Below are 12,250 nucleotides of genomic sequence, written 5' to 3'. Positions count from 1 at the left end.
GAGTGCCCGTGTGCCACAGAACAGTTTACAGGTATAGGTTTAGCTGTTTTATGCTACGGCACGTAGCTGTGTTCAGGCTGTGTCGCGGCGCGGGGTGCGCTGGGAACTTTGGGCGGGAACACACCGTGCCGTGGTGTGGCGAGCCCGGGGCTTTAGCGGCGCTGTTTAGCAGGGCTATTTAGCAGGGCGGCGGGAATGCCGCCTCCTGATGCTGACGCTCCTTAGACGCCAGCAGGCTCAGCACCTCCTCCAGTTCCTCGCTGCCGGTAGCGAACGGGTCCTTACACACCAGCGTGTGCTGCGGGTAGGCGTTGAGCTTCAGATGCACCCAATCCACGGTGAACTGCTCCCCCGCCGCAACCGCCGCGTTAATGAAACGCGAACGCTGGGTCGCGCGAGTGTTCGGCGGCTGAGTCTTAGCCGCCTCCGCAACGCCCTCGGGCAGGATGCGCTTGACCGCACCGCGACGAACCATCGCATGGAAGACACTACGCTCCGGGTCAATGTCGTGGTACGCCAAGTCCAGCTGACGGATGCGGGCACTCGCATAATCGGCAGGCTGACCGGCCGCGCGGGCACGGGCAATGTACGCATCCAGAAGCTTCTTCTTAATCGCCCAGTCAATCTCAGTATCAATGCTGCTGTAGTCGCCGGACTCGATAGCATCCAGGGTGCGCTGCCACAGGTCCAGGGCGTATTCCGTATGGTGGTGGTGCACGCCGTACTGTTCCACATACTGACGGGCGGCGTCCAAGTAGTGACGCTGAACGCTCAACGCCGTGTAGTACTTACCGTCGGTGGTTTCGAAGGTCGCGGTGCCGGTCAGATCGTGGCTGATAGCTCGCAGAGCCGCCGGAACAGACACAATATCCAGGCTCGTGACCGGGAAGCGATCCTCCAGCATGCGCAGCACCAGGTCGGTGCTGGCAATCTTCAGCAGGGTCGTCGGCTCCGCCATATTCGAGTCACCATTAATGACGTGCATGCGGCGGAACTTCGAAGCGTCCGCGTGCGGCTCGTCACGCGTGTTAATGAGCGGGCGAGCGCGCGAGGTGGAGGTGGATGCCGCCTCCCAAATATGGTCGGCACGCTGCGAGAACGAGTACGAGGGCACACCCGTGCTGGACGCCGGGTCGGTCGAACCGGGCACCGGGCCGCCGTTCGGGTGGGTCTTACCGGCACCGACCAGAATCTGGCGGGTCACCAGGAAGGGCACGAGCTGCTTAATCAGGTCGTTGAACTGCAGTTTGCGGCTAATCAGGTAGTTCTCATGGCTGCCGTAGGAGTTGCCCGCCGAATCCACGTTGTTCTTGAACAGGTACAGTTCACCGTCAAGGGGACGGCCCTCCGAGCCTGCGAGCAGTCGCTTGCGGGCGGTACGCGCCAGATCAGCGAAAAGCAGCTCACCGGCGCGTTCCTGCGCGAGTAGCTCGTCAATGCTACCGCATTCGGCGGAGGCGTACTCGGGGTGCGAACCCACGTCAAGGTAGAGCCTACCGCCGTTGGGTAGGAAAACGTTCGTTGAGCGCCACTGATCCAGGACGGGCTTGAAAAGGGCAGCGGCGGATTCTTCGATGCTCAGCCGACCGAGCCCATGCGGGACGTAGCTGAGCCCGAATTCGCTTTCAATGCCGAAAATACGGTGTTCCATGATGCTGACCCGGCGTGCAGGTGCGCCGGTTACTCGCCACCCTTCTGGACGAAGCCGGTGACGAAGTCTTCAGCATTCTCAGCGAGCAGGCCGTCAATTTCGTCGAGCAGGTCGTCGACCTCGCTCACGTCAGAGACAACGTGGGAGGCGGCGAGGGTCAGTTCCTGCTCCTGCTCGGCTGCGGTGGTTTCGGTCTGCTGTGCGCTGATGCGTTCGCGGCTCATGGTTCTCTCCTCAAGGGGTTTTCGGTTGTGGACAAATAAGTTTTTAGTGGTGTCGGGTGCGGGGTGTAAGGGTTTTTTTAGTACCCGAACCTTCATGCACCCTACCTGTGGGTTATGTGGTTTTCACTCTTCCAAATGGGGGTATTCGCCCCGGGGAAGAATATGAGTTCATGTGGGTTTAGGGGATGCTACTAGCGCAGCCGGTTCAGCAGCTCATCCGAATGGTTTACCTCATCCAGCAGCGGTTCCACCGCGGCGGCACCGTACCGGGTCGGTTCCATCATCGTAAAACGAGTAAGATCCTTCGAATACCTGCCACGGCAAGACACCGTATCCCAGTTAATACCCAGAATCTCCTCCGGCCAACGCGCCATCAAAGTACCACGCAAAAACGCCCGCGTCTCACGCGGCGGCTCAGTGGTCGCACGCTCGATCTGCTCCGCAGAGAACAGCGTACGTATACGGCCACGGGCCACCAGACGGTGATACAGACTCTTTGACGGGTCAATATCAGCGTACTGCAAATCCAAAGCCTTTAACTTCGGATTCGCATAATCTACGCCCTGGGCGACATAACCGCGCACCAGCGCATACTTCGCCACCCAATCCAGACGATCCGCCAGCGAGAGCGGGTTGGTTTCCAGGGCGTCCAGCACTTCGCCCCACAGATTGAGAATCTGCGCGGTCGCAGCATCCACACCCGCCGGGTTCGACTCCTCGTGCGCACGGGAGGCCTCATAGTAGGCGCGCTGAATCTGCAGGGCACTCGCAGAACCGCTCGTGGACACCGGATTTGGCAGGGCCGCCGAAGACGGCGCCAACGGCAGCTGAACCGATAGTGACAGGTCGTGGCTGACCGCGTGCATCGCCGCCACCGGATCAGACAGGCGCACACCCGGCAGCACCGGAGTCTGCTCACCGTGCGACTCAATCAGGTTCATCACCAGCGCCGTCGTACCAAACTTCAACAGGTTCGAATAGTGTGACATGTTCGCATCCGCCGGAATCACGTGCAGGCGGCGGTACTTCGACTCATCCGCATGCGGTTCATCGCGCGTATTCACAATCGGGCGGCGAATCGTGGTTTCCAGACCAATCGTGCGCTCAAAGAAATCAGCACGCGAACTCATCTGAAAACCCGGAACCTCACCGTGCGTACCAATACCCACACGGCCCGCACCCGTAAAAATCGCGCGGGTCGCAAAGAAAGGCAGGAGCGCATCCGCAACCTGCTCGAACGGAACATCACGGCTAATCAGGTAGTTTTCATGGGCGCCGTACGACTGGCCCTTCGAGTCGGTGTTGTTCTTGTACAGCTTCACCTGCGGCAAATCCTGCGCGTGGTTACCCAGCTCCACCAACGACTCATACGCCAGCGCGTCACCGGCAGCGTCATAGAGCACCGCATCGGCGGGGGTTAGAACCTCCGGCGAGGAATACTCCGGATGCGCATGATCCACATACAGGCGCGCACCATTGGGTAGAATCGCGTTCATGGTCACGCGGTCCCAGTCCAGACGCTCCGGGAAACCACCGCGGCCGTGCACGCCGGCGAGCGCATCCAGGGCGCTACGCGGCTCGGCGGGCTCACCCGGTGCCTGAACGCCCGCCTCACGCATAATCTCCAGGGCGATATCTTCGCTGGTCAGCTCGGTGCGGGTGTGCGTCATCTGGCTTGAGTGGGCGGTGGAGGCGTCCTGAACCTGACCGAAAGCATCACGCAGCGGCGACTCCGACTCACCCAGCCACTGACCCTCGGGGGTGGCGGTCGAGTAGTTCTCTGCCTGGCGGGCCTGCTCGGCGGTCAGCTCATCCGCCAGGGCGCGGCGCTGCAGCTCCTCACGGAAAGCGGCGCCGCGGCGGAACGCCAACTTAGCGTAAGTGTTGACCACCAGTGCGGACAGCACGGTCGGGTTGGTGCCCGGCGCGGAGGGGGCGATGACGCCGTACTCGGTTTCTGCACCCATAATGCGGTGCACGCCGTAGCTGGGGGTGGAGTTCATGGGGTTCTCCTGAAAAGTTCTATACCATCTAAAGGGCTGGACCTGCGGTCATTGAGGTTGATGCGGGATAAGCACGTTGAGCGCCTCCCGGCTCATGGTGCCGGAGACGCGGTTTAGCGCGGCGGCTCCACCGACACCAGGCGTCCACGCACACCGGCAACGGTGAGCGCATCCTCAATATCGGGCAGTGGCGGCAAGTCCACCTGATCCTCAAACTCGGCGCGTACCGCCTCCAGCAGGTGGCGGGTGCCAATACCCACACCCGCTGCGTTAGCGCCGGCAGTCAGCGCCTGCAACTGCTCCTTAATCGCCGCCTTCTTCGCGCGGTCCACAATATTGCGAATCACCGCACCCGAGGTGAAATCGCCGCGGTACAGCGTGTGAGTGGACAGGTTCGCGCTCGCACCAGAACCAACGACCATGGAAGAATCCACGGTCGCCACAGCGTACGCCGTGGAGGGGGTGCGTGCGTACAGCTGACCTGCCGCCGCCGCAATCATCGCGGTCAGGGCGGCGCAGGTCGAGCCGGCGGCTGCCACCTCCGCAGCGTCCAGGGGCAGGTCTTCGGTCAGGTACAGGCCGAAAATCTCTGCCGCACCGGCGGCATCCGGGCGGTTAATGCGGATCTTCAGGTCGAGTCGACCCGGGCGCATCACCGCGGCATCAATCAAATCTTCACGGTTGGTCGCACCAATGACGATGACGTTCTGCAGCGACTCCACGCCGTCAATTTCGGCAAGCAGCTGCGGTACGATGGTCGTCTCAATATCGGAGGAACGACCCGAACCGCGCATACGGAACAGCGACTCCATCTCGTCAAAGAACACGACGACCGGGTGGCCTGCCTCCGCCTTCTCACGGGCGGCAACGAAAATATCGCGGATCTGACGCTCGGTCTCACCGACGAACTTATCGAGCAGCTCGGGGCCCTTAATGTTCAAGAAGTAGCCGCGAGTAGCCGAACCCGGGTTCAGCGCAGCCGCACGAGCCGCCAGGGAGTTCGCCACAGCCTTAGCAATCATGGTCTTACCGTTACCGGGAGGACCGTACAGCAGAATGCCCTTGGGCGGTGCCAGGTGGTAGCGCTCAAAAATCTCGGGGTGCAGGTACGGCAGCTCCACCGCGTCGCGAATCTGCTCAATCTGCGCGCCCAGGCCACCAATCTGCTCGTAGGTGACGTCAGGAATCTCTTCCAGCACCAGCTCCTGCGAGCGGGAGGCGGGAACCTGCGAGGTCAGCATGCGGGTGCGCGTGTCGAGGGTGACCGCGTCACCGGTACGCAGCTGCTCAATGTCGAGGGAACCAGCCACACGCGCCACCTGCTGAGCACCCGAGGACGTATCAACCAGCACGCGCTGCTCATCCAGCACCTCACGCACGGTCACCACGTCACCGAAGGGTTCGGTGTCCAGGGCGAGCACCGCTTCCGTCTTGTCGTTGAGCAGCACGGTCATGCCGGGGGTCAGCATGGACAGGTCAATGAGCGGGGATACGGGAATACGCATCATACGGCCGCTCACCTGAACATCAAGGTAGGTGTCAATCTCGGCGGGAGTTTTATCGTCAGCGACCTGCTCGTAGGTCATGGTCTGACCCTCATGCACCGCCAGCACAATCGCCGAATTCAGCGGCGGCATAACGTTCTGCGATAGGGAGGCGCGCAGACGCTCCACCTGGTAGCGCATGCTGGTGATTGCCTCAACGAGCTTGCGGTTCTTCTCCCCCGCACCACGAATCTGTCGGCTCATATTGTCGCGGGTTGCCTCCGCCGCGGAGAGTCGACGCAGCACGGCGTCATACTCCTGCGCGCTGACGGGCTGACTGCCGGGCAGAGAGGTCGACCCGAAAGCAGCCGAGTAGTGCGGTGCCGCGCTGGCTGCACTGTGGGCGGTGCCGTGTTGGGGGGTTCCTGCCTGATCTGCAGATTCGTGGGTGGACACGGTAGCTCCTTTAGCTGTTCGTCCTAATCGGTGGCTACTCGGCGCGGGTGGTTGTGCGCAGCGAGTAGCCCGGTGAGTGCACTGCGGGGGCTCCAGGTAACGCCCGTGCCCCCGCAGGTTAATGATTCATCAATTATTCGGCAGACTCAGATGCTTCGTTCTGCTCAGTCTCGATGCCGTTCTGTTCCAGCGCAATCTCGTTCGCGCGTGCGGCGTGAGCGGCAAGGTTCTTCGCATCGCGGGCTGCGCGGCGAATCTTCTTATCGGTCACCTCACGCTCACCCACGTTCATGGGAATCCACGCGTTCATATCCTCTTCAGAGAAGTCAGTCTTGGACGCGCGACGCTTCGGCGCCAGGCGCACCGCACCGTCAGCGAGGCGACGAGCCACAACCAGGAATGCGGTGTGTGCAACCATGCGGTGGTCGGGGCGGACTGCCAGGCCCTCCACGTGCCAGCCGCGAACAATGGTTTCGTCACATTCGGGTTCGGTGAAGCGGCCGTCCAGGCGCATGCCCTCAACCAGGCGGGACATCTGGGTTACGGTCGCAACGTAGCAGATGAGCACACCGCCGGGTGCGAGCGCCTCCGCCACAGCGTCCAGGCACTCCCAGGGTGCGAGCATGTCGAGTACGACGCGGTCGACGCTGCCGGGCTCTTCAACCTGCGGCAGGGTGTCCTGCAGGTCGCCGATGCTCAGCTTCCACGCCGGGTGCGGTCCACCGAACATGGTCTCAATGTTGCCGCGGGCGACGTCCGCGAACTCTTCACGACGTTCGAAGGAGTGCACGCAACCGTAGTCGCCGACTGCACGCAGCAGGGCGATAGACAGTGCGCCGGAGCCGACGCCTGCCTCGACGACGCGTGCGCCGGGGAAGATGTCTGCCTTGACGATGATCTGCGCGGCGTCCTTGGGGTAGACGACGGCTGCGCCGCGCGGCATGGAGAGCACGAAGTCCTTGTAGAGGGGGCGCAGCGCCTGGTAGAGGATGCCGTGAGTGTTGGCGATGACGGTGCCTTCGGGTGCGCCGATAAGGTCGTCATGCTTGAGGAAGCCCTTGTGGGAGTGGTATTCGCCGCCTTCGGCGAGGGTGATGGTGGTGATGCGGCCGCGTTCATCAGTGATCTGGACGCGCTCGCCGGGGCGGAAGGGGCCGCGGCGGTTGATTGCGCCGGTGGGGGTGTGGGTGCCGCTGCTCACGGGGTGGTTCTCCTCGGGTTTGGGTCAGTCTGTGCTGTTCGCGCTTTGCGGCGAACTAGGGTACGGAAAAAGTCCTTTTCTATTTTAGCGGAGTCTGCATATCGGCTGTGGTGCATTACCCCGCGGGCGTGATAATGCGGGGCCCGGATGGAGCAATGACCACTGAGCGATTGGGGCTACTCATTTTTGGTTAGACTGGAGTGGAGTCCGCGGAACTCCTCTGCGGGCCGAAACACCTTAGTGCCCACGAATTATGGGGCAGAGGAAAGAGTATTGTGACTGATTTCAACTCACTGATTGCCGAGTTCGGCAGGCAGGTGCGGGAGAATCTGCGCGTTGGGGATGGTGAACCGGAGGCTCAGCTGACGAACCCGGTCGCTACCCTGTTGCAGGACTTTGGCGCTTTGCATTCGATGAAGGTTGTGACCGTCCGTGAAACCTCGCTGAAAACAGCGGGGGGGGGGGTCTAGTTTCTGAGGGTCTGGTGCGCCCTGATTACGCCATCATGGTCGATGGTGTTTTAACCGGTTACGTGGAGCTGAAGGCTCCGGGTAAGAACATTGACCCCGCTTCTTTCACTAAGAAGAGCCACGAGTATAAGCAGTGGCAGCGGCTGCGGAACCTTCCGAACCTTTTGTACACCAATGGCACCGAGTGGCGCCTATACCGTTATGGCGAACCGGTGCTGACGAGCACCGGGTACGATGCAGTGCATATGCATGGTTCTTTTAGCGGCCATGGCACGCTGAGCGCACCGGATGCTCTCGCGGCGTTCTTCCTTAACTTTCTGCGTTGGGCTCCCTCCCCGATTACGAGTGCCGATCAGCTGGTAGAAACTCTCGCTCCCCTTGCGGCTTTGCTGCGTGAAGAGATGCTTATAGGTCTTGCCGTACAGGAAAAGACATATAAAGCGGATCAGACAAAGGCTAAGAAGAAGGGTGAGGAAGATTTTGTGATTCCTCCCCCGCTGGTGGGTCTGCGTAAGGATTGGCGTGATACTCTCGCCCCGAGTACCAGTAATGAAGAGTTTGCCGATAGTTTTGCGCAGACGGTGGTTTTCTCACTGGTGGTTGCTCTCTCAGAGGGTCACGACCTGAGCCTTGAGACGTTCTCGACCATGGCGGGTCGTTTGCGTTCTCAGCACGGTCTGCTGGGTAATGCGCTGGGTCTGCTGACCGAGCATCTGGATGAGAAAAGCTCCCTGTATAACGCTCTGGCTGTGATTGTGCGTGTCATGGGTGCAGCCTCCTGGAAATACATTTCTGGCGGCAAGTCGGATGTGTATCTTCACCTCTACGAGCACTTCCTGAAGGTCTATAACCCCGAGCAGCGCAAGAAGACCGGTAGCTACTACACCCCCGTTGAGGTGGTGGATCAGATGGTGCGCCTGGTAGACGATGCTCTACGCACCTACCTGGGCAAGGAGCACGGTCTGGCGAGCGAGGGTGTGTCTGTGATTGACCCGGCGATGGGTACCGGCACCTATCCTCTGTCGGTTATGCACAAGGTGGCGAAGACGGAGAGCCTCGCTCCCGCTGCGCGTACTCGTGCTCTGAATCGTCTGGCGAAGAACCTGTACGGCTTTGAGCTGCAGTCCGGTCCTTTCTCCGTGGCTGAGCTTCGCCTGAACCAGACCCTTAAGGAGCTGGGGGCTGATATTCCCGAGGACGGTCTGAACCTCTATGTGGCGGATACTCTGAGCGACCCCTACGCTAAGCAGAAGCCGGTGAACGGTAATACTCTGCGTCTGCTTTCTCAGTTGTCGAATAAGGCAACTAGGGTGAAGCGTGAGGTGCCTATTCAGGTGTGCATTGGTAATCCGCCGTATAAGGATAAGGCCGAGGGTATGGGTGGCTGGGTGGAGTCGGGTTTCCGCTCTGCCGATGTTGCCTCCCCGATTCTGGATGACTTCCGTGCACCGGGTATGGGTAGGTACGAGTATGTGCTGAAGAACCTGTACGTCTATTTCTGGCGCTGGGCTTTCTGGAAGGTTTTTGAGGATTCTTTCCGTGCTCTGGAGGACCAGCTCGATAGTGCTCAGAATGCGGGTGTGGTCTGCTTTATTACCGCAGACGGCTATCTGAATGGACCTGGCTTCGCGGGAATGCGTGAGTATATTCGCCGCTCTTCTAGCCGCGGATGGGTTATTAATGTGACCCCTGAGGGTAAGCGTCCGCCGGCAAAGAATGCTGTCTTTGCTATTGAGACTCCGGTGTCTATTGCCCTGTTCTTGCGTGAAGAAAATACCGATGAGGAAACCCCCGCGGATATTCGCTACGTGGCTCTACACGGTACCTTTGCGGAGAAAATGCAGGCTCTTGCTACCCTCAACCTGGACGGTGCCGAGTTTGAGCCGGTGCGCTCTGGCTGGGGTGATAAGTTCGCTCCCGAAGCGGGTGGTGATTGGGATAGTTACCCGGCATTGCCTGATTTCTATGCCAGCTGCTTCCCCGGTGTGAAGCCCAATAAGACCTGGGTTTATGCTCCCTCGGAGAGCGTACTACAGGAACGCTGGGCTGAGCTCATCGAAGGCAATGATTTGGAAGTACGTGCTGAACGTTTTAAGGAAACTAGTAGTACGGGTATAGCAGTTGGTAAAAAGCCGCTTCCTGGGAACGATACATTCCAGGGAAGTCTCGAAAGCCTGAACAACCAGATTGCACGTGAGCTCATTCCTGATACGCCGAATATTGTGCAGGTGGGGTATCGCTCCTTTGACCGGCAGTATATCTTGGCCGATTCACGCTTACTCCATCGTGCTTCTCCTGATCTATGGGAGCATCGCGTTCCCGAGCAGATTTTTATTGTGGAGCAGCACGCACACTACCCCAAGGCGGGCCCGGGACTGTACTTTAGTACCCTTATCCCGGATATGCACGCCTTCAATAATCGTGGTGGCCGTGCGCATCCGGCACTAACTGCTGGCGGTGCCCCCAACCTCACCGAACCTGCCACGCAGATGCTACGTGAGCGTTTCGGAGATAACGCCCCCGGCGACCTCGTCTACTACCTGGCGGCACTCACCGGACACCCCGGCTACGTGCGCACCTTTGACGAGCCCCTCCAACAGGCGGGTATCCGCGTGCCCCTCACCGCCGACCCTGCACTCTGGGAACGCGCTGTTCAGCTTGGTAAGCAGGTCGTGTGGCTGCACACCTACGGTGAGCGTGGTGAGCCGCTACCGGGTATAAAGTATCTGCACCAGTTGCCTAAGGACGCAGACTACACCCTGCCGAATCCGACGGTAGACATGGGCAAAACCATGCCGGAGAAGAAGCCCAGCTTCTCCCCCGACCCGGTCGATAGCCTCTCCAAGGAAGAGAATAACCCCGTCATGGGCACCGTCTCCTTCGGTCGGGCACGCTGTGAGAACGTGGAGAAACGCGTCTTCGACTACACCGTCGGTGGCAACCAGGTGCTGGGACTGTGGGCTAAATACCGCCTCAAGAAGCCGGTAGTGCGCCGTAGTTCCTCACTCAACGATATTGTTCAGCGCGAATGGCCGGACGCCTGGAGCGAAGAGTACGAGCGTCTGCTCTACACTCTTACGCACCTGGTGCATCTAGAACCCGCTCAGGAGAAGCTCCTGGATGAGGTTCTCGCCGGTGAACAGATTTTCCGTGAGGAATTTGTAGACACCGAAGACTAGCCGCTCAAGAACTGCCGGTATCAGGCGGTTAAACGCAAGGGGGTGGGTGATCCTGGAATAGTCCAGGATCACCCACCCCCTTGTATTGCTCTCAGAAGCCCTACGCTTCCTCCTGCGCCTCGTACGCGCGCACCTCAGCTAACATCTCTGCGGCGAGCGCATCGACCGTCTCACGGTTGTACGGGCGAAGAGCGTACAGCTCCTCCATGACCGACGAAGTCATCTTAGAGGACCACACCCAGGCGTGCCGCCAGGATGTCACGCACCAGCGCGCCACCGGCGACGGTGGTGTCCGCCAGAGCCTTCACAGCCCACGCATCCACAGCAGCCAACGCCGCCGGAGCGTTCAGGTCCTCACCGAGCGCCTCACGCACAGCGGCCAGCAGCTCAACCGCCGCCTCATCGCTCGCGCCCTCGCGGCCCTCAGCCACCGACACCGCATGACGGTAGGTGTCCAGGCGAGCCTTCGCGTGCTCCAGCAGCTCATCAGTCCAGAACCAATCCGAACGGTAATGCTGACCCATAATCGCCAGGCGCACCGCGTTCGCATCCTCACCTGCTGCGCGCAGACGCGAAACCAGCACCAGGTTGCCGCGGGACTTGCTCATCTTTTGGCCGTCCAAACCGACCATGCCGGTGTGCGCGTAATGCTTAGCGTGCGGGCGCGCAGACACAGCCCACGAATGGCCCGCACCCAAATCGTGGTGTGGGAACGTCAGGTCGTTACCGCCAGCCTGAACAGTCAGCGAACCATCCACAAAACGGCGGGCAATCATCGTGCACTCGATGTGCCAGCCGGGGCGGCCCGCGCGCAGCTCGCCGGCATCCCAGCTCGGCTCGCCCTCACGCTTAACACGCCACAGCAGCGGATCCAGTGCGTCACGCTTACCGGCACGGTTCGGGTCGCCGCCGCGCTCAGCAAAAATCTCCAGCATCTCATCACGGCTCAGGTGGCTAACCTCCCCCGGTGCCCACGAGTAGCCCTCAGCGTTCGCGGGCAGCTCACGCACAGCCTTCAAGTCCAGGTACACGTCACCGTCAGGATGCACCACACCCTGCTCATCCGTGAAACCGGGCACGCGGTACGCCAGGCCGCGGCGTAGCAAATCCTCAATCAGCGGGAACAGCCACTCAATGGACTCCACCACACCCACATAGTGCGCCGGCGGAATCACGTTCAGCGCCTTCATATCGGTGCGGAACAGCTCCGTCTGATCCTCAGCCAGTTCACGCCAATCAACGTTCGTGGCAGTCGCACGCTCAAGCAGCGGGTCGTCCACATCAGTCACGTTCTGCACGTACGTCACCGGCACGCCTGCATCCAGCCAGGCGCGGTGCAGCAGGTCAAAAGCAACATAGGTGGAGGCGTGACCCATATGCGTCGCGTCGTACGGGGTGATACCGCAAACGTACAGGCTCGCCGCCTTGTCCTCCTGAACCTGAATAATCTCACCGGCAGAAGTATCAAAAATACGCGGCAGCGCAGCCTGACCGGGCAGAGTCACAGAGGCGGGGGCATCCCAAGCTCGCATCGGTTTCCTTTCCGTAAAAACGCCCACAACCGGTGGACGCGCCACACCCG

The 12,250-nt window shown here is 60.6% G+C and carries 9 protein-coding genes; 2 read left to right on the top strand and 7 right to left on the bottom strand.

The window, feature by feature from the left end; translation table 11 throughout:
• Nucleotides 1-178: 178 nt before the first annotated feature.
• The 5 genes from pafA to ACUXHH_RS04500 all read right to left on the bottom strand — a co-directional run bounded on the left by pafA (nt 179) and on the right by ACUXHH_RS04500 (nt 7,019).
• On the bottom strand, nt 179-1,651 hold the full coding sequence (pafA, locus tag ACUXHH_RS04520) for a Pup--protein ligase (RefSeq protein WP_458390905.1): 1,473 nt from the start codon (nt 1,649-1,651) through the stop codon (nt 179-181).
• A 29-nt stretch (nt 1,652-1,680) separates the two neighbouring features.
• On the bottom strand, nt 1,681-1,875 hold the full coding sequence (locus ACUXHH_RS04515; RefSeq protein WP_005506016.1) for a ubiquitin-like protein Pup: 195 nt from the start codon (nt 1,873-1,875) through the stop codon (nt 1,681-1,683).
• A 191-nt stretch (nt 1,876-2,066) separates the two neighbouring features.
• Nucleotides 2,067-3,878, bottom strand: a complete 1,812-nt coding sequence (dop, locus tag ACUXHH_RS04510) for a depupylase/deamidase Dop (protein ID WP_371567740.1) — start codon at nt 3,876-3,878, stop codon at nt 2,067-2,069.
• Between the two features lie 113 nt (nt 3,879-3,991).
• Nucleotides 3,992-5,818: a proteasome ATPase gene (arc, locus tag ACUXHH_RS04505; protein ID WP_458390904.1), complete on the bottom strand. Its 1,827-nt coding sequence runs from the start codon at nt 5,816-5,818 to the stop codon at nt 3,992-3,994.
• Between the two features lie 133 nt (nt 5,819-5,951).
• The gene (locus ACUXHH_RS04500; RefSeq protein WP_458390903.1) at nt 5,952-7,019 is read right to left on the bottom strand and encodes a tRNA (adenine-N1)-methyltransferase; all 1,068 of its coding nucleotides are present in this window, start codon (nt 7,017-7,019) and stop codon (nt 5,952-5,954) included.
• Between the two features lie 275 nt (nt 7,020-7,294).
• On the opposite strand from ACUXHH_RS04500, the gene ACUXHH_RS04495 reads away from it, so the two are divergent.
• Nucleotides 7,295-7,489, top strand: coding sequence for a hypothetical protein (locus ACUXHH_RS04495; RefSeq protein ID WP_314364110.1), 195 nt, complete (start codon nt 7,295-7,297; stop codon nt 7,487-7,489).
• A gap of 14 nt (nt 7,490-7,503) precedes the next feature.
• The gene (locus tag ACUXHH_RS04490; RefSeq protein WP_279739931.1) at nt 7,504-10,668 is read left to right on the top strand and encodes a type ISP restriction/modification enzyme; all 3,165 of its coding nucleotides are present in this window, start codon (nt 7,504-7,506) and stop codon (nt 10,666-10,668) included.
• Between the two features lie 100 nt (nt 10,669-10,768).
• Here ACUXHH_RS04490 and ACUXHH_RS04485 read toward each other — a convergent pair whose 3' ends face one another.
• Entirely contained in the window at nt 10,769-10,891 is a 123-nt protein-coding gene (locus tag ACUXHH_RS04485) for a hypothetical protein (RefSeq protein WP_279754931.1), read from the bottom strand.
• A 1-nt stretch (nt 10,892) separates the two neighbouring features.
• Nucleotides 10,893-12,200: a cysteine--1-D-myo-inosityl 2-amino-2-deoxy-alpha-D-glucopyranoside ligase gene (gene mshC, locus ACUXHH_RS04480; RefSeq protein WP_458390902.1), complete on the bottom strand. Its 1,308-nt coding sequence runs from the start codon at nt 12,198-12,200 to the stop codon at nt 10,893-10,895.
• Nucleotides 12,201-12,250 lie beyond the last annotated feature (50 nt).

Source organism: Rothia sp. 110740021-2 (assembly GCF_054263775.1).
Note: the sequence above shows the minus strand (reverse complement) of the source record. Positions and strands in the feature narration are given on the sequence as shown.

Bases quoted from the DNA above. Each gene is read 5' to 3' on its own strand.
- pafA (WP_458390905.1), bottom strand. From the start codon at position 1,651: ATGGAACACCGTATTTTCGGCATTGAAAGCGAATTCGGGCTCAGCTAC.
- ACUXHH_RS04515 (WP_005506016.1), bottom strand. From the start codon at position 1,875: ATGAGCCGCGAACGCATCAGCGCACAGCAGACCGAAACCACCGCAGCC.
- dop (WP_371567740.1), bottom strand. From the start codon at position 3,878: ATGAACTCCACCCCCAGCTACGGCGTGCACCGCATTATGGGTGCAGAA.
- ACUXHH_RS04485 (WP_279754931.1), bottom strand. From the start codon at position 10,891: ATGACTTCGTCGGTCATGGAGGAGCTGTACGCTCTTCGCCCGTACAAC.
- mshC (WP_458390902.1), bottom strand. From the start codon at position 12,200: ATGCGAGCTTGGGATGCCCCCGCCTCTGTGACTCTGCCCGGTCAGGCT.